The sequence below is a fragment of the Erythrobacter sp. genome (genome assembly GCF_024305245.1).
Taxonomy (GTDB): Bacteria; Pseudomonadota; Alphaproteobacteria; order Sphingomonadales; family Sphingomonadaceae; genus Erythrobacter.
The window spans coordinates 60700-82946 of record NZ_JAMWYX010000005.1; the positions used below are offsets into that span (position 1 = coordinate 60700).

Sequence of the window (22247 nt, forward strand, 5' to 3'; positions counted from 1 at the left end):
CGTTGCCGTAAAAAGGGGTTTTGCGGTGACCTGACCGCCTGTGAGCGCCTAACCGGTGGAACATTCCGCCTGATGGCCTGTTGAATTTTCATGGGTGAAAAAAGACGAACAGCGAGCATATCTTCCAAGAAATCCAGGACAGGGGGTCTTAGCCTCTGTTCCTTTGACCGAAACCCGTCCAGTTTTGAAATCGATAATGTTCAGAGTTCCGGCTTTGACGGTGTTCTTATTTCGATCGACGCGGAACACGATGACGCGATACTTACTAACTTCGATCAATATAGTGGTAAGGTCATCCTAAGGCTTCCCATTGACAGGTTTGCCGCAGATGATGAACTTGTCGCCTTGCATCCGGAATATTTCGCCATTCGGCGCGATGCGAGTGCGGAGGAGGTGCTTGATCCGCGTCGGCCTGCCCCGGCAACGGGTGAAGCTCGCGCGCGATTGCGGGTTGTTACGCTGGAGCATGAAGTAGGTCGCCGGATTGCCGACCGGCTTCACGCGCTTGTCGATCAGGGCGCCGCAGGGTTCGTTTTCGACGGACTCGAAGCGAGCGCCGCGCCATTTCTGCGCAAGCTCCTGCCCGAACTGCGCAAACGGCACGCGGACCTGACGCTGGTAGCGGCGACCCCCGGCCTTTCGCGCGAGGATGCAGTGGAAGTAGCCGGCTGCGGGTTTGACTATTGCCTCTCGTCCTTCGGCTGGTGGGATATGAAAGCGCGCTGGCTGGTGGAGGAACACCGGACCCTCGCCCCCATCTGCCCGTTGCTTGCCGAAATAACGCCTGCCGCTGCAAGCCGGGCGAGTGACCCTGCCGCCGCCCATGCGCTGCTTGCTGCGGCGCGTTTCACGGGCACAGGCGTGATCGTGCCGGGCGATTTTGCCGCGCGTTTGAAAGACCACGCTGGCCCGGATGCGCTCGGCGAACGGAGCATCCCGCAGGGCGGTATCGAATTCCTGACCTCGGTCGGCGCGCCAGTTACCGGGCTGGTGCATTATGATAGCTTGGCCGAGCGCGATGCCCGGTGGGCGATGGTGCTGCTGCTCAACCCGACAGGCGAGCCGCAGGCTGTCCCCGCAACCCTGCTCGACGGACAACACCTGCGTCTATCCAGAAAACCCGGAGGCGGCGACGCGCTCGCAGTGCTTGCCCCCCACGAAGCGCGGCTGATCGAGCTCGAAAATCCGCGCGCCATCAATTCCAAGCCGCGCGGCTCCAGAAAGGCGGCGACTTCCGCGGCCACGCTCCCCCGCATCGTGATCGAGAACCTCGCCCCTTCGGTCGCGGGCGGCCCGTTCGCAGTCAAATGCGTGGTTGGCGAACGGATCGACGTGTCCGCCCACATCTACGCCGACGGCCATGAGAAGATCGGCGCACGCCTGTTGTGGCGGGCCGAGGACGAGAAAGAATGGCGCGCCGTTCCGATGCTCGAGGAGAGCAACGACGAGTGGTTCGCCGCCTTCGCCCCCGAACGGGTCGGCCGGCATGAATACACCGTCGAGGCATGGGACGACCGTTTCGGCTATTTTCGCGAGAGCATCGGCAAGAAAGTCGAAGCAGGTGTGGCCCAGCCGGTCGAATTCGAGGAGGGCCGACTATTTCTCAAGGACGCGCGCGACCGCGCCGATGCGGGCCATAGGGACATATTGGAACAGGCGCTGGGCCAGCTCGCGCAGGCTGGAGACGACCGCGACCGCCGCGACGTCTTCACCGATCCCGCCGTCATCGAGGCAATGGAAGCACTGGACCCGCACCACCACCGCGCCATAGCGGCTCCGGTGCTGGTCGATGCCGAACGCCGCGAGGCGGGGTTCTCAAGCTGGTACGAACTCTTCCCCCGCTCGATGACCGACGACAAAACACGGCACGGCACGCTGAGGAACGTGATCGACCATCTGCCGCGCGTCGCCGCGATGGGGTTCGACACGCTGTATTTCCCGCCGATCCACCCGATCGGAACGATCAATCGCAAGGGACCGAACAACACGCTGACGCCTGAAGATGGCGATCCGGGCAGCCCCTATGCCATCGGCAGCGCTGAAGGCGGGCATGACGCGATCCATTCCGAACTTGGCACGTTCGAAGATTTCCGCGCGCTCGTTTCCGCAGCAAAGGACCACGGACTGGAGATCGCGCTCGATTTCGCGATCCAGTGTTCGCCCGACCATCCGTGGCTGAAGGAGCACCCCGGCTGGTTCGCGTGGCGCCCTGACGGCAGCATGAAATACGCCGAAAACCCGCCCAAGAAGTATCAGGACATCGTCAATGTCGATTTCTATAGGCCCGATGCCGTGCCGGACCTGTGGCTCGCGCTGCGCGATGTTGTGCTGCTGTGGGTGAGCGAGGGCGTGAAGGTGTTCCGCGTCGATAATCCGCACACCAAACCCTTCGCATTCTGGGAATGGATGATCCGCGAAGTGCGCGCCGCCCACCCCGAGGTGATCTTCCTTTCCGAAGCCTTTACCCGCCCCAAGGTGATGTATCGGCTCGCCAAGATCGGGTTTTCGCAGAGCTACACCTATTTCACCTGGCGCAATTCCAAGGCGGAGTTGACCGAATATATCGAGGAGTTGACACAGGAAGCGCCGAAAGATTTCTTCCGCCCGCATTTCTTCGTCAACACGCCCGACATCAACCCTGTATTCTTGCAAACCGGCGGGCGGCCAGCGCATCGCATTCGTGCCGTGCTGGCGGCGACGTTGTCTGGCCTGTGGGGCGTCTATTCCGGGTTCGAGCTATGCGATGCCGCGCCGCTGCCGGGGCGCGAGGAATATGCCGATTCCGAGAAATACGAAATCCGGCCGCGCAATTGGCGCGCGCCGGGCGACATTGTCGAGGACGTGACCCTGCTCAACCGCCTGCGCCGTTCGCACCCGGCGTTGCAGACGCATCGCAACACGATCTTTCTGCCCGCGCATAACGATAACATCATCTATTACGCCAAGCCCGCGCCCGATGGCGACGAGATGATCCTGGTCGCGGTCAATCTCGATCCGCACGGCGCGCATGGTTGCGAATTCGAGGTGCCCTTGTGGAAGCTCGGCCTGCCCGATGATGGCGAAGTCGCGGTCGAGGATCTTGCAAGCGGTGCAAGCTTCCGCTGGCAGGGCAAGGTCCAGTCGCTCCACCTGACGCCCGATGACCCCTACCGTATCTGGCGCATCGCCCCTGAAGGAGGCGCGCATGGTTGAGACTGCTCTCCGGCTGCCGTTTGAAGACACGAACCTGGACCCCTCGTGGTACAAGGACGCCGTCATCTATCAGCTTCACGTCAAGAGCTTCTTCGATGCCAATAATGACGGGATTGGGGACTTTCAGGGGCTGATCGGCAAGCTCGACCATATCGCCAATCTCGGCGTGACTGCGATCTGGCTGCTGCCGTTCTATCCCAGCCCCCGGCGCGACGATGGCTACGACATTGCCGATTACTACGGCGTCAGTCCCGATTACGGGACGCTTGAAGATTTCCGTGCCTTCGTCGAGGCGGCGCACGCGCGCGGAATTCGGGTCATCACCGAACTCGTGATCAACCACACCTCGGATCAGCACCCGTGGTTTCAGGCGGCCCGCAAAGCGCCGCCGGGAAGCCCGGAGCGCGAGTTTTACGTGTGGTCTGACGACGACCAGAAATATGCCGGCACGCGGATCATCTTCTGCGACACCGAGAAATCGAACTGGAGCTGGGACGAGGAAGCGGGCGCGTATTTCTGGCACCGTTTCTATTCGCACCAGCCCGATCTCAATTTCGACAATCCCAAGGTGCTCGAGGAAGTCCTCAAGGCGATGCACTTCTGGCTCGATACCGGGGTGGACGGGCTGCGGCTCGACGCCATTCCCTACCTGATCGAACGCGAGGGCACCTCCAACGAAAACCTGCCTGAAACCCACGACGTGCTGCGGAAGATCCGCGCGGATCTCGACAAGCACTATCCCGACCGGATGCTGATTGCCGAGGCCAATATGTGGCCCGAGGACACCCAGCAATATTTCGGCCCCAATGGCGAGGAATGCCACATGGCGTTCCACTTCCCGCTGATGCCGCGGATGTACATGGCACTGGCGCAGGAAGACCGCTTCCCGATCACCGACATCATGCGCCAGACCCCGCCGATCCCCGAACAATCGCAATGGGCGATCTTCCTGCGCAACCATGACGAGCTGACGCTGGAAATGGTGACCGATGCCGAGCGTGATTACCTGTGGGAGACCTACGCCTCCGAACACCGCGCGCGGATCAACCTCGGCATTCGCCGCCGCCTTGCCCCGCTTATGGGCCGTGATCGGCGGCGCATCGAGTTGATGAATGCTCTGCTGCTGACCATGCCGGGCACGCCGATCATCTATTACGGCGACGAGATCGGGATGGGCGACAACATCTTCCTCGGCGACCGCGACGGCGTGCGCACCCCGATGCAGTGGTCGCCCGACCGTTCCGGCGGCTTCAGCCGGGCCGATCCCGCACGGCTTGCCCTGCCGCCGATCCAGGACCCGCTCTACGGCTACGAAGTGGTCAATGTCGAAAGCCAGGAGCGCGACAGTCATTCGCTGCTCAACTGGACCCGGCGGATGCTCGCGGTGCGCAAGCAATACCGCGCGTTCGGGCGAGGCGGACAGCGCTTCCTGAAACCGCGCAACCGCAAGGTGCTGGCCTATCTGCGCGAACAACCCGCCGATGATCGCGGCGACGGCGAAACGATCTTGTGCGTCGCCAACCTCGCCTCCAGCGCGCAGGCAGTCGAGCTCGATCTTGCCGAGTTTTCCGGCCACGTGCCGGTCGAACTATCGGGCGAAACCCCGTTCCCGGCGATCGGGCAGTTGCCGTTCCTGCTGACCCTGCCGCCCTATGGTTTCTACTGGTTCCGGCTGGTCGAAGATGTCGAGGCGCCCGAATGGAGTTCGGGCGCGCCGAACGAAGAGGTCGAACATCACACCTTCGTGCTCAGGCCCGAACTTGCCGACGTGTTGGACGACGCGAACCGCGAGGTGCTGGAGGACGAAATCCTGCCCGATTACATCCCCGACCGCCGCTGGTTCGGCGAAAAGGACGTGGACATCGACGAAACCCATGTGGTGCGCCATGTCCGGCTCGACGAAGACCTGATCCTGACCGAAGTCGACGTTTCGAACGGAAAGAGCATCTATGCCCTGCCGCTCGGCATCGCTTGGGAGGGGGAGCACGAAGGGCCGTTCGCGCCCAATCTCGCGCTCGCCCGGGCGCGGCGCGGCCGCCATGTCGGCCTGCTGACCGATGGCTTCGCAGTCAACAGCTTCCCGCGCGCGATCATCCGTTCCTTCCGTGACAACGCCGAATATGCGGTGGGGCGCGGCAAGCTGATTTTCACGCGCGAGGAAGGCTTCGACCTCGACGAGGACACGCCGGCCGAATGGCTTGCCGCCGAGCAGTCGAATTCCACCCTGATCCTTGCGGACAAGGTCGTGGTCAAGCTGCTGCGCCGCCTTCAGCCCGGCATTCATCCGGAAGTCGAAGTCACAAAATACCTGTGTGATCGCCAGTTCATCGCGGTCGCGCCGTTCCTTGGCGAAGCGCGCCGGGTCACGTCCGACGGGACGAGCTATACACTGATCCTCGCGCAGGGCTTTGTGCGCAATCAGGGCGATGGCTGGCGCTGGACGCTGAACGCGCTAGAACGCGCGGCTCTCAATGCGCGCGATCTGCCTGAAGAAGGCAACCCGGTCGCCGGCTATGGGCACTTTGCCGCGCGGATCGGTCAGCGACTGGCCGAAATGCACGCGCTGCTGGCCGCACCGACCGACGATCCCGCTTTCACACCCGAAACGCTGGACCGCGGCGCGGCGGGAAGGCTGGCCGAGCGGGTCAACGAAGGGTTCGACAACGCGCTGTCGATCCTGCACCGCGCCGAGCTCGATGGGCGTGAGGCCGAGGCGCTGGCCCGACTTGACCAGAGCCGCGAGACATTGCGCGACCGCATCGTCGCGATTGCCGCCGATGCGACCGGCACGCGGACCACCCGCATTCACGGCGACCTTCATCTCGGACAGTTGCTTGTGGCGGGCGACGAGGTGGTGTTCATCGATTTCGAGGGCGAACCGAGCCGTCCGGTGGAAGAACGCCGCGCGAAGGACGTTCCGCTGCGCGACGTCGCGGGCGTCTTGCGCAGCTTCGCCTATGCCAGCGCTGCCAGCCGGCGCGAATTGCCAGCGCTCGCTGCACTCGAAGAAGAGCGGGCGACGCAGCTTTTCACCCGTTTCGAAATCGAGGCGCGGCGCGATTTTCTTGCCGCTTACCGCAAGGTTGCCGAGCCCTTCCCTGCCCCGCTCGTCGACCTCTTCGAGTTCGAAAAGGCCGCCTACGAAGTCGCCTACGAGGCCGCGAGCCGGCCCGACTGGCTCTCCATCCCGCTTGCCGGCCTTGCCGCCGCTGCCGAGCGCCTGATGTCAGGAGATACAAATTGAGTCCCTTCACCCCGGAACCCGATCACGGTCTTGCAGCAATTGCTTCCGAAGCGGTCGAGGGCCGCCTCACCGATCCGTTCGCCGTTTTCGGTCCGCATGGCGAGGGCGCCAAACGGGTCGTGCGCAGCTTCCTGCCCGGTGCCCAAAGCGCCACTCTGGTGAACGCGAAGTCGGGAAAGATCATCGCCGCAATGGAGGATATCGGCCACGGCCTGTTCGTCGGCAAGCTGGGCCGCAATCGCCACTACCGCCTGAAGATCCAGTGGCCGGACACGGTGCAGGAAACCGAAGACCCCTATAGATTCGGCGTGGTGCTGGGCGATCTCGATCTGCACCTGTTTTCCGAAGGGCGGCACCGCGATCTGGCACGCAACTTCGGCGCGGTGCCGCGCCAGATCGATGGCACGCAAGGCGTGGTGTTCAGCGTCTGGGCACCCAATGCTAGGCGGGTATCGGTGGTGGGCGACTTCAACGGTTGGGACGGCCGCCGCCACCCGATGCGGCTGCGCCACGATGCCGGGGTGTGGGAGCTGTTCGTTCCCCGGCTTGGACCCGGCGAGCGCTACAAGTTCGAAATCGCAGGCGCGAATGGCGCGGTGGTGCAGAAGGCCGATCCGCTCGCGCGGCGTACCGAACTGCCGCCCGCCACCGCGTCGATAATCGAAGCGCTGCCGGACTTCACGTGGTCGGATGACGACTGGATGGAGCGCCGCCGCGCCGCGCAGGCTCCCGATCGGCCGATGACGATCTACGAGGTTCATCCCGGAAGCTGGATGAAACCGGGCGAAGACATCCATTCGACCTTCGGCTGGCGCGCGCTGGCGGAACGCCTGATCCCCTATGTCGCCGATCTCGGCTTCACCCATGTCGAGTTCCTGCCGATCATGGAGCATCCCTTTGCCGGAAGCTGGGGCTATCAGCCGCTATCGCAATTCGCGCCTTCCGCCCGTTTCGGCACGCCCGAGGGCTTTGCGCATTTCGTCGATGCAGCGCACCGGGCGGGAATCGGCGTCATCCTCGACTGGGTTCCGGCCCATTTCCCCACCGATGCTCACGGCCTCGCCACCTTCGACGGCACGCATCTGTACGAACACGCCGACCCGCGCGAGGGGTTCCATCAGGACTGGAACACGCTGATCTACAATCTCGGCCGCCGCGAGGTTGCCGGGTTTCTGCTGTCGAGCGCGCTATGGTGGGCGCGCGAGTTCCATGTCGACGGGTTGCGCGTCGATGCGGTCGCCTCAATGCTCTACCGCGATTACAGCCGCAAGGAAGGCGAGTGGGTGCCGAACGTGCACGGCGGGCGCGAAAACCTCGAAAGCATCGCCTTCCTGCGCGAATTGAACCAGCGGATCGCTGCGGACGGGATGGGAGCGATCACGCTGGCCGAGGAATCGACCGCATTCCCCGGCGTGACCGCACCGGTTGCCGAAGGCGGCCTAGGCTTCGATTACAAGTGGAACATGGGCTGGATGCACGACAGCCTCGAATACATCGCGCGCGATCCCGTCCACCGCGCATGGCACCACAACGAGATCACCTTCAGCCTCGTCTATTCCTTTTCGGAGAAGTTCGTCCTGCCGATCAGCCACGACGAAGTGGTGCACGGCAAGGGCTCGCTGCTCGGCAAGATGCCGGGGGACGAATGGCGCCGCTTTGCGAACCTGCGCGCCTATTACGCCTTCATGTGGACCCATCCCGGCAAGAAGCTGCTGTTCATGGGCTGCGAACTGGGCCAGCCGACCGAATGGAACCACGATGCGCAACTGCCGTGGGAATTGCTGGAGGACGCCAGGCACGCCGGGATCCAGCGGCTGGTGCGCGATCTCAACCGGCTTCATGTCGATGAAGGCGCGCTCCATGCCCGAGACGCCGATCCGGCGCATTTCGATTGGATTATCGGCAACGACAGCACCAACAGCGTGCTGGTCTGGCAACGCGAGGGCCGGCAGGGAGACCCGCCGCTGGTAATTGCCGCGAACCTGACCCCCGAACCGCAACACGATTATCGCGTAGGAGTGCCGCGTCGCGGGACCTGGCAGGAGATCCTCAACAGCGACGCCGAAATCTACGGCGGTTCCGGGACAGGCAACGGCGGGAGCGTGCAGACCTCCGACGAACCGATGCATGGTCGCCCCGCCTCGCTCTCGCTGGCTCTGCCCCCGCTCGGCGTGATCGTGCTCAAGCCCGGGGACGGCGCTTGATCGGCGGCCGGTTGGAGCCCGGTGCTCCCTACCCTCTCGGCTCCAGCTTCGACGGGCTGGGCGTGAACTTCGCCGTCTTTTCCGCACATGCGGAGCGGATAGAACTGTGCCTGTTCGATCCGACGGGCAAGCGCCAGCTGGCCAGTTACGACCTGCCCGAATGGACCGACGAGATCTGGCACGGATATCTGCCGGGTGCGAGACCCGGCCAGCTCTACGGGTTTCGCGCGCACGGCCCGTACGAGCCGCACAACGGCCACCGCTTCAATCCCAGCAAGCTGCTGATCGATCCCTATGCCCGCAAGCTGGAAGGCCCGCTGCGCTGGACCGACGCGCTGCACGGCTACAACATCCGTTCGCCCCGCGCAGACCTTAGCCACGATCGGCGCGACAGTGCCCGCGCCATCCCCAAAAGCGTCGTCACGCACGAGACCTTCGACTGGTCGCAGGACCGGCGCCCCTCGACCCCGTGGTCCGAAACGCTGATCTACGAAACCCACGTCCGGGGGCTGACCAAGCTGCTCGAGGACGTGCCGCCGGCCGAACGCGGAACCTACGCCGCGCTCGCCCACCCCAGCGTGATCGAGCACCTCCAGCGGCTGGGCGTTACCGCGCTCGAACTGCTGCCCGTGCAGGATTTTACCAATGACCGGTTCCTGCAGGAGAAGGGCCTGTCCAACTACTGGGGCTATAACACCCTGTCGTTCTTTGCTCCGCAGCGGAGCTATTTCGCCTCGCCGGGCGATCACGACGAACTGCGCATTGCGGTGCGCCGGTTGCACGCGGCGGGGATCGAGGTGATCCTCGATGTCGTTTACAATCACACCTGCGAAGGATCGGAACTCGGGCCGACGCTGAGCTGGCGCGGACTCGATAACGCTGCCTATTACCGGCTGCAGGACAGCGACCGGCGGCATCTGGTCAACGATACCGGGACGGGCAATACGCTCAACTTCTCGCGCACGCGGGTGGTGCAGATGGTGATGGATTCGCTGCGCTACTGGGCGACCAGCTACGGCATCGACGGCTTCCGCTTCGATCTCGGCACGGTGCTGGGCCGCACCGACGAAGGGTTCCGCCCCAATGCCCCGCTGTTCGCCGCGATCCGGCAGGACCCGGTGTTGCAGAAGCTCAAGCTGATTGCCGAGCCGTGGGACATTGGACCGGGCGGCTATCAACTCGGCAACTACCCGCCCGGCTTTGCCGAATGGAACGACCGGTTCCGCGATTCGGTGCGCCGCTACTGGCGCGGCGACAGCGCGCAGCGGCCCGAACTCGCCGCGCGCATCGCCGGATCGGGCGACCTGTTCGACCGCCGCGCGCGCCGCCCATGGGCCTCGGTCAATTTTCTGACCAGCCACGATGGCTACACCCTCGCCGACCTGACCGCATACGAGCACCGCCATAACGAGGCGAACAAGGAAGGCAACCGCGACGGGCACGACCACAATTATTCGCGCAACTGGGGCGAGGAAGGGCCGAGCGAGGACGAGGAAACCAACGCCACCCGCGCGCTGGTGCGCCGCTCGATGCTGGTCACCTTGTTCGGCTCGCTCGGCACGCCGATGCTTCTGGGCGGCGACGAGTTCGGGCGCTCGCAGGGCGGCAACAACAACGCCTATTGTCAGGACAACGAGATCAACTGGTTCGACTGGCAACGGGCGCGCTCGGAAGAAGGGGAGGCAATGATCCGCTTCGTTGCGCGTCTCGCCGAACTGCGCCGGCAGCATCCGGTACTGCGCAGCGCCACCTTCCTGCACGGCAACGAGGAAGCCGCCCAGGATCTGCCCGACATCGACTGGTGGGACGAACGCGGGATGCGGCTTGCGCCCGAGGACTGGGACAATGGCGAAGGCCGCGCGCTGCTGATGCGCCGGGCGGAGCGATGCGAAGACGGTACGATCACAACGGTGAGCCTGCTGCTCAATGCCAGCGACGAGGCGCTGACCTTCAATTTACCCCCTCCGGACGTCCCCCGCCGCCTGCTGATCGACAGCGCCCATCCCGAGGCGGAGGAGCAGGACGGCATCCTCGACAGCTATGTTCTTGCACCCCGCGCGGCGGCGCTGCTGGCGTGGCGGCAGGAGCGGGAATGATGCGCTGGGGGCCGCGACTTCTTGGCGGCGGCAAGGCCGAGTTCTCCTTGTGGGCACCATCCGCAAGCGCGATGACGCTGGTCCTCGCTGGCGGGGACGAAGTGGCGATGGAGCAACGCGGGGGTGGCTGGTTCGCCGCGCAGGCAAGCGCGCAGGACGGCACACTCTATCGCTTCCGCCTGCCGGATGGGCGCGAGGTGCCCGATCCAGCGTCCAGACAACAGGACGGCGGCGTCCACGGCTGGAGCGTGGTTTGCGATCCAGCCGATCACGTTTGGCGCAATCCGGACTGGCGCGGGCGACCATGGGAGGAGACGGTCATCTGGGAATGCCACGCGGGCGTTCTCGGCGGCTTTTCCGGTGTCGCCGAAAAGCTCCCTGAACTGGCTGCACTGGGTATCACCGCCGTGGAGTTGATGCCGGTTGCCGCCTTCGCGGGCAATCGCAACTGGGGCTACGACGGAGTGCTGCCCTACGCTCCGGCAGAAGCGTACGGATCGCCCGGAGAGTTGAAGGCGTTGGTCGACCGCGCGCATGACCTCGGCCTCTCGATGATCCTCGATGTGGTCTACAACCATTTTGGGCCGGACGGGAATTACCTCGGTGCCTATGCCGCCGACTTCTTTCACGATGCACACACCCCTTGGGGTCAGGCGGTGAGCGTCGACAGGGAGCCGGTGGCGCGGTTCTTCATCGACAACGCGCTGATGTGGCTGGAGGAATATCGCTTCGACGGGCTGCGGTTCGATGCTGTGCACGCGATCGGCGACAATGCCTTTCTTGATCGCATGGCGCGCGAACTGCGCGCCGCTACCGACAGCCGCCATGTCCATCTCATATTGGAGAACGAAGCCAACGATCCCGATCGGCTTGAAGGGCCATTCGATGCCCAGTGGAACGACGACTTCCACAACGCGCTCCATGTGCTGCTGACGGGCGAAACCGCCAGCTATTACGCAGCATTCGCCGATAGTCCGGCCGCGCGTCTCGCAACCTGCCTTGCCGAGGGCTTTTCGTATCAGGGCGAGGAAATCGAACCCGGTCGAACCCGCGGCGCGCCCAGCGGCCATCTGCCGCCGACCACCTTTGTCAATTTCGTCCAGAACCACGATCAGGTCGGCAACCGTGCTCTCGGCGAGCGGCTGCTGCCGCTGGTGGGCGAGGCGGCAGCGCGGGCGGCGACCGCGCTGTTGCTGCTGTCGCCGGGCATCCCGCTGCTGTTCATAGGCGAGGAGGTCGGGTCGCGCGCACCCTTCCTGTTTTTCACCGATTTCCACGATGAACTCGCCGATGCGGTGCGCGAGGGGCGGCGGCGGGAATTCGCCGGGTTCCCCGCCTTCGCCGATCCCGAAGCGCGCAAAGCCATCCCCGATCCCAACGCGCCCGCGACCTTTGCCGCCTCGCGGCCCGAAGCCGGCCCGGATGCCGAAGACTGGCGCGCGCTGCATCGCGACTTGCTGGCGGTGCGCGCCGAACATCTCGCTCCGCACCTTGCTAGGTGCGAGAGCCTCGGCGCGGAGGCGGACGGGGAGCGGATGGTTCGCGCTGCATGGCGGCTCGGTGACAGGGCCGTCTGGCGGCTCTGGGCCGGGTTCGATCCGGCGGGTTGTTCTGGCGCGCGCCCGCAGGGCGAGCTTGTGCGGCAGGTTGGTGATCCGGCCTCCGGCCCGTTCTGCATCGTCACTCGCGAGGGCGCATGAGCGCGCTGGATCGCCTTGCCCGCGAAGCCGGGCTACTGCCGCGGTGGGAGGACGCTGCGGGAACGGCGCAGGCGGTGAGCGCCGAGACGCTGGAAGTGGTGCTGGCTGCACTCGGCCTGCCCGCATCCAATCCGGATGAGATCTCCGCCAGCCATCGGCGGCTTGCCGATATGCGCGCGGAAGGCGCGCGGCGCTTCATCACCGCCACCATCGGCGAAACCATCGCGTTGCCTGTCGGGATAGAACGGCCCGCCGCACTGGTTCTCGAAAACGGAGAGCGGCGCGAAGTCGACCCGGCCGCCCGCACAATCGCTGGCATTGCAGAGCCGGGCTACCACCGCCTGCTCCATGGCAGCGGCGAAACGATCATCGCCGTCGCTCCCGAACGCTGCCTGGCGCTCCGCGATATCGTGCCCTCTGGCAGAGCCTGGGGCATCGCCGTGCAGCTTCCCTCGCTTCGCGAACATCGGACGCAGGAGAGCGCATTTGGGGATCTCGGCACACTGGCGCACGCAGCCGAAGCGCTGGGCCGGAGCGGCGCGGATCTTCTCGCGATCAGTCCGATCCATGCTCTGTTCCCCGCAGACGCGCGGCGCTTCAGCCCCTATGCCCCCTCCAGCCGCCGCTTCCTCAACGTCCTGCTCGCTGATCCTGCGCTCGCCGGAGGCGAAAGCGAAGCCGAAGCCTTGGCGCGCGAAGACGACCTCATCGATTGGGAGGTGGCCATTCCCGACCGGCTGGCCCGGTTGCGCCACCTCTTCGACAGGGCCTCCCCGGACGAACGTCGCCGCATCGCCGCGCCCGATCACGTGTCCGATGATGAACTCGCGGTGCATGCCCTGCATGACGCCTTGCACGCTCACTTCGCCAGTGAAGGGATGCACGGTTGGCGCGAATGGCCGGCCGAGTATCGGCGTCCCGACAGCGCGGCGGCAAAGGCCTTTGCCGCAGAACATCCGGCAGAGATCGCCTTCTACGGCTGGTTGCAATCCCTCGCGAACCACAGCCTGCTGACCGCGCAGCGCGCCGCGCAGGGCGCAGGGATGGCCTGCGGCATCATCACCGACCTTGCCGTGGGCGTCGATCCGGGCGGCGCCGATTGCTGGACGCGGCCCGAGGCTTTTCTGGAGGGGCTGTCGGTCGGCGCACCGCCAGACCTGCTCGGTCCGGACGGGCAGGACTGGGGCCTCACCACCTTCAACCCGCTCACTCTCCATGCCGATGGTTTTCGCGCCTTCCGCGAAACGTTGGCGGCGGCGATGGACAACGCGGGCGGGGTGCGGATCGACCATATGCTCGGCCTCGGGCGGATTTGGGTGGTCCCGCATGGGTATCCCTCCTCGCACGGCTGTTATCTGACCATGCCCCAGCGCGACCTCATGAACGTACTCGCGCTCGAAAGCTGGCGGCACCGATGCATCGTGATCGGCGAGGATCTGGGCACGGTGCCCCCCGGCTTCCGCGAAACGATGAAGGCGAGGCACGTCCACGGAATGCGCGTGCTGTGGTTCGAACGCGGCGAGAACGGCGCCTTCACCGATCCCGCCAGCTGGACACGCGAGGCAGCGGCGATGACCAGCACCCACGACGTGCCGACTCTCGCCGGATGGTGGCAGGGACGAGATCTCGACTGGGCGCAGGCGCTCGGCCGGATCACGAATGCGACCGGGAGCCGCCACCAGCGCGAGACGGACAAGGCCGTGCTCTGGCGCGTGCTGTGCGATACGGGCCTTGCCGAAGGACCGCCGCCCGTCGATGCTGCCCCCTTCGTTTCCGCCGCCATTGCCCATGTCGCCGCCAGCGCCTGCGACCTGGCATTGGTGCCGCTCGAAGATCTTGCGGGACTTGCCGAACAGCCCAACCTGCCCGGCACCATCGACGAGCACCCCAACTGGCGCCGCCGCATGCCGGATTCGGTAAAGGCGATGCTGGCCTGGCCCGATGTCGCCGCGCGGGTGGCGGCGCTCAAGGAAAGCAGAGACGCATGATCCCGCGCGCGACCTACCGGCTCCAATTCCATCCCGGCTTCACGCTGGACGATGCGCGGCGGATCGTGCCCTATCTCGCGGATCTCGGGGTGAGCCACATCTATTGTTCGCCACTCGCCGAGGCGCGTTCCGGATCGACCCATGGCTATGACGTCACCGATCCTGCGCGGATCAGCGCCTGCCTTGGCGGAGAGGAGGCTCTGCGGGCGCTGGCGGGCGATCTGGCGGCGTGTGGTATGGGCCTGATCCTCGATATCGTACCCAATCACATGGCGGCGAGTCCCGAAAACCCGTGGTGGGCCGATGTGCTGCGGCACGGCAAGGCAAGCGATTACGCGCGCTTCTTCGATATCGACTGGAGCCGGCACGACCGGCGCATCCTGCTGCCGGTGCTCGGCGCGCCGCTGGAGGAAGCGCTCGCCGCAGGGGATATCGCCGTTTACGATACCGACGGCGGCCCGGTGCTGCGGCTTTATGGTGAGCAGGACTACCCGCTCGCGCCCGGCACCGGCGGCGAGGGCGATTGTGCGGCCATACTGGCGCAGCAGCACTATCGCCTCGCATGGTGGCGGCGGGGCCATGACGAGCTCAACTGGCGGCGGTTCTTCAGCATCAGCGAACTGGTCGGGCTGAGGATCGAGGACGAAGCCGTGTTCGATGCGGTCCATTCGCTCCCCTTGCGGCTCTACCGCGAAGGCGTGATCGACGGGCTCCGGATCGACCATATCGACGGGCTGACCGATCCCGCAGCCTATCTGAAGACGCTACGCAAGCGGCTGGAGGCAGCGGGGCGCGATGACGGCCCGGCATGGCTCGTGGTCGAGAAGATTCTTGCGGCTGATGAGACCCTTCCCGCCGATTGGCCGGTGGACGGCACCACCGGTTACGATTTCATGGAGGAGGTGTCGCTGCTGCTCCACGCCCCGGATGCGGGCGACATACTGGGTCAGGATTGGTCGCGGCTCTCCGGCCGGCCGGCCGATTTCGAGCATGAAGAACGGCTCGCCCGCCGCCAGCTGCTGCAATGGGAGTTCGGTTCGCAGTTCGATGCCTGTGTCGATGCAGTGGCAGCACTCGCGCAGCGCACGCCCGCGACTGCCCGCCACAGCCGGGCAGCATGGGGGCGTGCGGTCGAGGCGTTGCTGATCGCCTTCCCCGCTTATCGCACCTACGGCACCGGGAGCAGCGCACCGCCCGAAGATGCGCGCACCCGCGCCGAAGCCGCACGCGATCTGCCTGCCCTCGCCCCGCCGGGAGAGGCGGCGCTGGGCCACGCGATCCTCGGCTGGCTAGCGGGTGACGGGCCTGCCGCCGAACACGCAGCGGAATTCGTCCAGCGGTTCCAGCAGCTATCTGCACCAATCGCGGCCAAGGCGGTCGAGGACACCGCCTTCTATCGCAACGGCAGGCTGATTTCGCGCAACGATGTCGGCTTTGCACCAGCGCGGTTCTCCGCCCCGCCGGATGCGTTCCACGAATGGCAGGAAGCGCGCGCCGCGCACTGGCCACGGTCGATGCTGACGACCGCCACTCACGATCACAAGCGCGGCGAGGATGTGCGTGCCCGCTTGTTCGCAATCAGCGAAGTGGCGGAGGAGTGGACCGGCCTGAGCACAGGTTGGCGACAGGCTTGGCCGCAAGCCGACAGGATCGATCCGGGCGATCTTGCGATGCTGCTTCAGGCCGTAGTCGGCGCGTGGCCGGACGAGGCAGCAGAGCTCCCCCATTATGCCGAGCGCCTGCGCGGATATGCAGTGAAGATCCTGCGCGAAGCAAAGCTGCGTTCATCATGGACCGCGCCCGATGAAGCATACGAAAAGATTGTGACGGACGCGGTCGAGGGACTCGTCTCGAGCGAGGAAGCGTCGGCGCTGCGGGCGGAGATCGGCGACTTCCTCGAAAGCATCCGCCCGGCCGAGCGGGTCAAACGTCTGGCCCAGCTGTTCCTGCGCCTCACCTGTCCCGGCATTCCCGACACCTATCAGGGCACCGAACTCGCTGATGGCAGCCTCGTTGATCCCGACAATCGCCGGGCCGTGGACTTTGCTGTGCGCCAGCGGATCATGAAGGAAGCTGGCGACGAGAAGCTCGGGCTGCTGCGCGACCTGCTGCATCTGCGCGCGCGGCATCCCGCTGCCTTCGAAGGCGGTTACCAGAGAATCTCGTCGGAGCCCGATTGTCTCGCATTTGCGCGCGGAACCGGCGCGCAGCGACTGGTCATGGTAACCGCGCTACGCAGCAAGGCAGGTAGCCCTCGCGATTGGGTCAAAGGTGTGATCGGATCGGAGGCGAAAAGCCTGATCGGACCGACACTGCCCTGTGCCATTTTCGCTATGTAACTTCTGCCGCCTTGGTCCTCGGTCAGCGCGACCGTGGTCACATGGATTAGGGACTTCCCGGCGCCGTCATGGTCTCATCGATCAGAGGTGATTCGCCATGACCAGCGCGACCGACGTTCGACAGCACTCCTACAGCCTTGTCACCGGCGAAGACCCGACCGGCGCCCCGCAGGTCATCGAATTCGACGGTGCCGATCCCCAGATTGCCCTCGACTACGTGCAACGGCGGCTACCCGGCCGGGAGATCGAACTGTTCGAGGACGGCAGGCGACTCGGAACGGTGAAGTGCACGCGCGATGGCTATTGGCTGATCCTGCCGCGCCATGTGCTGATGCACGGGGCCTAGCTTGCTTCGCGCTGCGGCAACGGCGCACAATTTCGAACCTCGGTGAGCGAACATGCGCGCGGTCGGCGGCGGATGCGCTTGGCCTGTCGCAATCGCCTAGCGGTTCTGTGGTGCAAGGTCGCCTAGCGCTGCCTTCAATTCATCCATCCACGGCGCAAACGGTTTCCACGCGCCCTGCCCCTTGCGGTTGATCGGCTGACGCACCTGCTCGCTCGACGCGGTGCGCACGGCGCGCGCCGTCTTGTGAAAATCGAGGCAGGCCGGCTCGAACGGCAGCCCAAGAAAGTCGAGCATCCGGCGGGTCTGACCTTCGAGATCGTCGAGCACGTCTTCGTGTTGCACGCGCAGAACCTTGCCCGGCAGCACCGTGTCCCAATGGTTCATCAAGGTGACGTAATCGGCATAGTAGCGCCCGACCTCGGTGAGGCCGTAGGTGAATTCCTGGCCTTCCGCGAACAGCTGCTTGAAGCCGGAAAAGCAGCAATCCATCGGATCGCGACGCGCATCGATGATCCTGGCATTGGGCAGGATCAGTTGAATGAGCCCGATATGCCGGAAATTGTTCGGCATCTTGTCGATGAAAAACGGTGCGCCCGCGCGGTGGATGCGGGTGTTCTCGATAAAGTCCCGACCGAATTTTCCCAGCTGATCGGCGGTCAGATCGTGCAGCACCTGCGGATAGCGGTTCTCGCCGATCCTGCGACCGCGCAAGCGGTGGGCCAACGCAAGAATGTTGGGAAGTTCAAGCGTGCCGTCGACCTGACTGTGGCTCGCCAAGATCTGTTCGAGCAGGGTCGATCCTGCACGCGGCAGTCCGAGTATGAAGATCGGGTCGGGGGCGTCATGGCCGGATCCCGCGTGCTGTTCAAAAAGGTCTCGCGTGCACGCCTCGCGCTGGCGGGCCAGTTCCTCGCTCATCGCATCGGCGCTGTAACGGGTCTGGGCGCGTTTGAGACTGTTACCTTCGGAATAGGCGGCGAAGCTGGCCGCAAAATCCCCGCGATCCTCGTGCGCCTTGCCCAGTGCGAAAGCGATGTGGACACGGTCCATGAATGCCAGATCGCCGCGCGCGGCCTGCGCCTGCATCCGTTCCACCTCGTCGTCGGCAAAGCGATAGGTCTTGAGGTTCGCCAGCGCATACCACGCATCGCCGTGATCCGGCTTTGCAGCAATCGCCGCGCGATAGCTTTCGATCGCCTCTTCGCGCGCGCCAGTGGTCTTCAGGGCATGGCCCTTGCTGGTCAAGTTCGAAGGATCGTTCGGGAGCTTTTCCAGAACCTTGTCGAACAGTTCAAGCCCGCGATCGTAATCGCCCACGGCCATGCTCTCGATCGCGAAGCGCGATTGAAACACCGGGCTTGCCGGATCGCGTTCGTACAGCTTATCCGCCTCGGCGCGGGCTTTCGCGAAGCTCTGCCGTCGGCGCAGCACGTCGATATAATCGAGCCTGAGCTGCACATCGCCGGGCTGGAAGGCGAGCGCGCTTTCGAGCAGGAACTCGGCTTCTTCCAGCACGCCGAATTCGATCCCGATCCGCGCCAGCAGCCGCATCCCTTCGACATGATTGGCATCGCGCACCGTACTTGTGCGCAGATAATGACGGCAGATTTCCTCAGCCCGCAGCAACCGGCCTTCGGCAAGGTGGTTGGTAACGGCCACCAGTTCGCGCGGAAGCTGGGATAGCCGCTGCTGCTGGAATGCTGCGTGATTGGCTTCGCCTTCGCGCCCGGCCGCAGCAAGCAGCCGCGCTTGCTCGCGCCAGCTCGCCACCAGCGCCGGATTGAAACGGGTCGCTCGCTGGAATGCCGCGAGCGCCGCCGCCTCGTGGCCCTGCGCCAGCGCCAGATGCCCCGCCTCCTGCCACGCCCTTCCATATTCGGGCATGGCGGCATGCAGCCGCCCGAGATAGGCCTCTGCCGCCGGGAAATCGGCGAGGTAGCGCGCTGCCACCGCGGCAAGATACAGCGCCTCACCATCCTCCGGCGCGCTTTCGAGCAGCGCACCCGTCAACGCCAACCCTTCGGCAAAACGGCCTGCCTGCATCGCTTCCTGAGCGGATGTGAGCTGCTTGTCGCGAGTGGTCATTCTGGCGGGTCTACACACAGCGCGGCGGGAGTGAACCCCTGTCCACCCCCGCCACCATTCTTCAGTTCAAGCCGGTTCAGTAGTCGTAACCCACCCGGAACCCGACCGTAAGCGGCCGATTGGTGACAATCCGCGCACGATCATTGACGAAATTGCCCGAGATCTGAGCGCGTTCGTCGAACAGGTTATCGCCGAAGATTTCGAAGCTCCACTGGTCCTTTTCGATCCCCGCAGCGAGATCGACCACGGTGTAGCTGTCGAGCTGCAGGCGATTGATCTCGATGATGTCGGTGAACTTGCTGGCCGAATGGGTGACCTGCGGCATGACGTAGGCACCCAGCGTCGAGGTCAGATCGAATTCGTAGCGCACACGGAAATTGCCCTGAAAAGACGGGGCAAAGGCGAGTTCCGATCCTTCGACCACATCATTGGTCGGGATCAGCACATCGGTGATCTCGGTATCGAGGATCGAGAACGCCCCCGCCACCGTCAGCCCGGGCACCGCATAGGGCGCGAAGGTGAAATCCGCCTCGACCCCGTAAATCTCAGCATCGGCGGCATTGGCCGAGAAGAACAGATTGGTGATGGAAGGATCGAAGATCGTCGTCTGCAGGTTCGAAATGTCGACATAGAAGGCGCTGCCGTTGAAGCGCAGCTGGCCGTCCACCAATTCAAGCTTCCAGCCCAATTCGTAATTCTGCACCTCGTCGGTCTCCAGCGCGAACGGAACCGTGAAGTTGTTCGGTCCCGGCGCCCCGCCCGGACGGTTGAGCAGCCCCGGACGGAAGCCTTCCGAATAGGTCGCGTAGAACAGCGTGTCGGGTGTCGGTGTCAGTGTGACGGTACCCTTGAGAATGGTTCCGCTGGTCGCTGCCACATCGGGCGCGCGCACCGAATTGAACGCCCGCTGCGCCTGTGCCGGGGAAAGCCCCGCCGCCTCGATATCGGCGAGGCTATCATCCAGCGTGAAGTTCTGCCGCAAGGACGCGTCACAGGACAGGTTGAAGAAGAAGTTGCCGTCCCCGTCATACAGGTCGGAGATGTTGGTGCCGAAGGCGTCCACATCAGTGCCGCCGGTATTGCAGAAGCTGGCGTTGGCGCCGCCTTCGAGATCGACCTCGACATCGTAATAGCGCGCGCCGAGCGTCACGGTGAGCAGGTCTGGCACGATGTCGATTGCAGCCTCGCCGAACAGGCCGAATTGTTCATCGGTGCGGCGAATGTCGTTCCTGAAGATCGCGTCGCGCGGGAACGCTCCGTCATCGGTGCTGAAAATGCCGGGGAACGTGAAGTTGGGCGCAAAGCCGCCGAACGGTGCGGCATCGACATTGCCGGGATAGTTGAAGTCGTTGCGTTCCTTCAGCTCGAGATCGGAATAGAACCCGCCCGCAGTAACGCGCACCGGCCAGGTTTCGGGGGTGGAGAAGCGCAATTCCTGCGTGAAGGCCTTCGTCTGGCTTTCCGATGTCACGTAGAGATTGGGTTCCTGGCAGGTTCCGCTCGGCGCTGCCGCGCCCGGATAGCTGACCGATCCATCGCAGATGTAATAGGGCAGATACTGGCCCACGAACAGGTAATCGGTGTAGTCGATGCGCTGGTCGGTACGGCGATCGGTATAGGCGCCGGTATAGACCACATCAAGCATCGCGATGCGCCCTTCGACCGTCCAGCTGGTGTTGGAGAAATCATCCTCCAGCCGGTCATCCTCGAAGCGCTGGATTTCCAGATCGTCGAGCCCGCCCAGCTCGGGGTCGGCGAAGAACACGCCGTCAGTCTCGAGGCTCTGGCGGGTGTGGGCGACGGTCACCGTCCAGTCGGGCGTGACTTCCCACAGCGCGGTGGCGCGGAAACCCGAATACTGGGTGTCGTTGAAATTGTCGCGCACCAGGCCGCCGTTGTCGGCTTCGAGGAAGGTTACGCCCGACAGGTCTGCGGTCGACTGGAACCCGGCGCGGTTGGCGTTGACCGGAACGCCGTTGCTGCGCACCGTACCTTCAGGCCGGAACCGCGCGCTTTCGGACAGGTCGCGCGTGCCTGCCACATTGTCGATAAAGCCGCCCTGATCATCCAGATAGACCACGCCGCGCAAGGCGAAAGTATCGGTCACGGGCACGTTGAGCATGGCTTTGACCGAGTAACTCTCCTCTCCGCCCTTGGTGAAGGACACGCTTGAATCGAAGCTCGCATCGAAGCCGGACAGATCGGGTTTGTTGGTGATCAGCCGTACCACGCCTGCTTGCGAACTGGCGCCGAACAGCGTGCCCTGCGGCCCCGAAAGGACTTCGATCCGCTGCATGTCGGCGGCATAGACATCGAGGTTGCGCCCCGGCTGAACGAGCGGCTGCTCGTCGAGGTAAAAGGCGACGTTGGGCGCAAGACCCGCGACGCCCGCCGTGGTGAGGTTGGGCGTGGTCGAGGCCAGACCGCGGATGTAGATCGTATTCTGCCCCGGACCGGTCCCGCCTGCGGTGACGGTAGGCAGCTGGTCGAGATAATCCTCGAATGTATCGATCGCTAGCTGGTCAAGCTCCTGCTCACCGATCGCGGTGAGCGAAATCGGCACATCCTGCAGGTCTTCGGAACGCTTTTGCGCGGTGACCACGATCGTCTTGATCCCGCCCTGCTGGCGCGGTCGCTGGGTGGAGGCAGAAGCCGGAGCCGCGTCTTGCGCGGCAACGGGAGACGCAATCGCAATCGCAAGCGCGCCAATCGACGCGCCGCCGAGAATCTTCATCATGTAAGGCCCCTTTGGACTTTGGAACGGGCCGGATGCGAGGAACGCAAAGGTGTGGCCCAAGAATTAGCACGCGCGCAGAAGCGCACTGTGGCGAACAGCTTTGTGTTACCAAGGGGATCGTGCGGTTTCCACCGGAGTCGGGAAAATCACGCAATTGCTAATTGATGTTGTTGCAAAATAACAACACACAAGAATAGTCAAGTATTATTAGAAGTATGTATAAGCTGATTATGAAAAAATTTCTTAGATTTTGATGTTTTTCGAATCCTACAAAGTTTTACTACGAGATAGTCTTCACTTTTTCGGGGTTTACGGT

General features: G+C 64.3%; 10 protein-coding genes. 8 read left to right on the forward strand and 2 right to left on the reverse strand.

The features are described from left to right. The first annotated feature begins 345 nt into the window (after positions 1-345). The 8 genes from Q0L48_RS08905 (at position 346) to Q0L48_RS08940 (ending at position 17109) form a co-directional block, all read left to right on the forward strand. Positions 346-3192, forward strand: a complete 2847-nt coding sequence (locus Q0L48_RS08905) for an alpha-1,4-glucan--maltose-1-phosphate maltosyltransferase (RefSeq protein ID WP_296719854.1) — start codon at positions 346-348, stop codon at positions 3190-3192. Continuing rightward, positions 3185-6436 (forward strand): maltose alpha-D-glucosyltransferase, encoded by a 3252-nt coding sequence (gene treS, locus Q0L48_RS08910; RefSeq protein WP_296719856.1) that lies wholly within the window; start codon positions 3185-3187, stop codon positions 6434-6436. Before Q0L48_RS08905 ends, treS begins: the two co-directional genes overlap by 8 nt. Further along, complete coding sequence (gene glgB / locus Q0L48_RS08915) at positions 6433-8640, forward strand: 1,4-alpha-glucan branching protein GlgB (RefSeq protein WP_296719859.1); 2208 nt, start codon at positions 6433-6435, stop codon at positions 8638-8640. Before treS ends, glgB begins: the two co-directional genes overlap by 4 nt. An 11-nt stretch (positions 8641-8651) precedes the next feature. Continuing rightward, positions 8652-10736 carry a glycogen debranching protein GlgX gene (gene glgX / locus Q0L48_RS08920; RefSeq protein ID WP_296719860.1) on the forward strand — a complete coding sequence of 695 codons (2085 nt, stop codon included), beginning with the start codon at positions 8652-8654 and terminating at the stop codon, positions 10734-10736. Further along, positions 10733-12436: a malto-oligosyltrehalose trehalohydrolase gene (gene treZ, locus Q0L48_RS08925; protein ID WP_296719862.1), complete on the forward strand. Its 1704-nt coding sequence runs from the start codon at positions 10733-10735 to the stop codon at positions 12434-12436. Before glgX ends, treZ begins: the two co-directional genes overlap by 4 nt. Beyond that, a complete protein-coding gene (malQ, locus tag Q0L48_RS08930; protein WP_296719864.1) occupies positions 12433-14424 on the forward strand; it encodes a 4-alpha-glucanotransferase in 1992 nt (663 codons plus the stop codon). Before treZ ends, malQ begins: the two co-directional genes overlap by 4 nt. Continuing rightward, entirely contained in the window at positions 14421-16763 is a 2343-nt protein-coding gene (gene treY / locus Q0L48_RS08935; RefSeq protein WP_296719867.1) for a malto-oligosyltrehalose synthase, read from the forward strand. Before malQ ends, treY begins: the two co-directional genes overlap by 4 nt. Positions 16764-16860: 97 nt before the next feature. Continuing rightward, a complete protein-coding gene (locus Q0L48_RS08940) occupies positions 16861-17109 on the forward strand; it encodes a hypothetical protein (RefSeq protein WP_296719870.1) in 249 nt (82 codons plus the stop codon). Positions 17110-17205: 96 nt separating this feature from the next. Here Q0L48_RS08940 and Q0L48_RS08945 read toward each other — a convergent pair whose 3' ends face one another. Together Q0L48_RS08945 and Q0L48_RS08950 are read right to left on the reverse strand one after the other, a co-directional pair. Next, positions 17206-19194: a tetratricopeptide repeat-containing sulfotransferase family protein gene (locus tag Q0L48_RS08945; protein WP_296719872.1), complete on the reverse strand. Its 1989-nt coding sequence runs from the start codon at positions 19192-19194 to the stop codon at positions 17206-17208. Between the two features lie 76 nt (positions 19195-19270). Continuing rightward, entirely contained in the window at positions 19271-21931 is a 2661-nt protein-coding gene (locus Q0L48_RS08950; RefSeq protein ID WP_296719874.1) for a TonB-dependent receptor, read from the reverse strand. Positions 21932-22247: the final 316 nt, after the last annotated feature.

What these genes read in the sequence shown, in the direction of transcription:
- treS (WP_296719856.1), top strand. Translation starts at nt 3,185, where the DNA reads ATGGTTGAGACTGCTCTCCGGCTGCCGTTTGAAGACACGAACCTGGAC.
- Q0L48_RS08945 (WP_296719872.1), bottom strand. Translation starts at nt 19,194, where the DNA reads ATGACCACTCGCGACAAGCAGCTCACATCCGCTCAGGAAGCGATGCAG.
- malQ (WP_296719864.1), top strand. Translation starts at nt 12,433, where the DNA reads ATGAGCGCGCTGGATCGCCTTGCCCGCGAAGCCGGGCTACTGCCGCGG.
- Q0L48_RS08940 (WP_296719870.1), top strand. Translation starts at nt 16,861, where the DNA reads ATGACCAGCGCGACCGACGTTCGACAGCACTCCTACAGCCTTGTCACC.
- Q0L48_RS08950 (WP_296719874.1), bottom strand. Translation starts at nt 21,931, where the DNA reads ATGATGAAGATTCTCGGCGGCGCGTCGATTGGCGCGCTTGCGATTGCG.
- treY (WP_296719867.1), top strand. Translation starts at nt 14,421, where the DNA reads ATGATCCCGCGCGCGACCTACCGGCTCCAATTCCATCCCGGCTTCACG.
- treZ (WP_296719862.1), top strand. Translation starts at nt 10,733, where the DNA reads ATGATGCGCTGGGGGCCGCGACTTCTTGGCGGCGGCAAGGCCGAGTTC.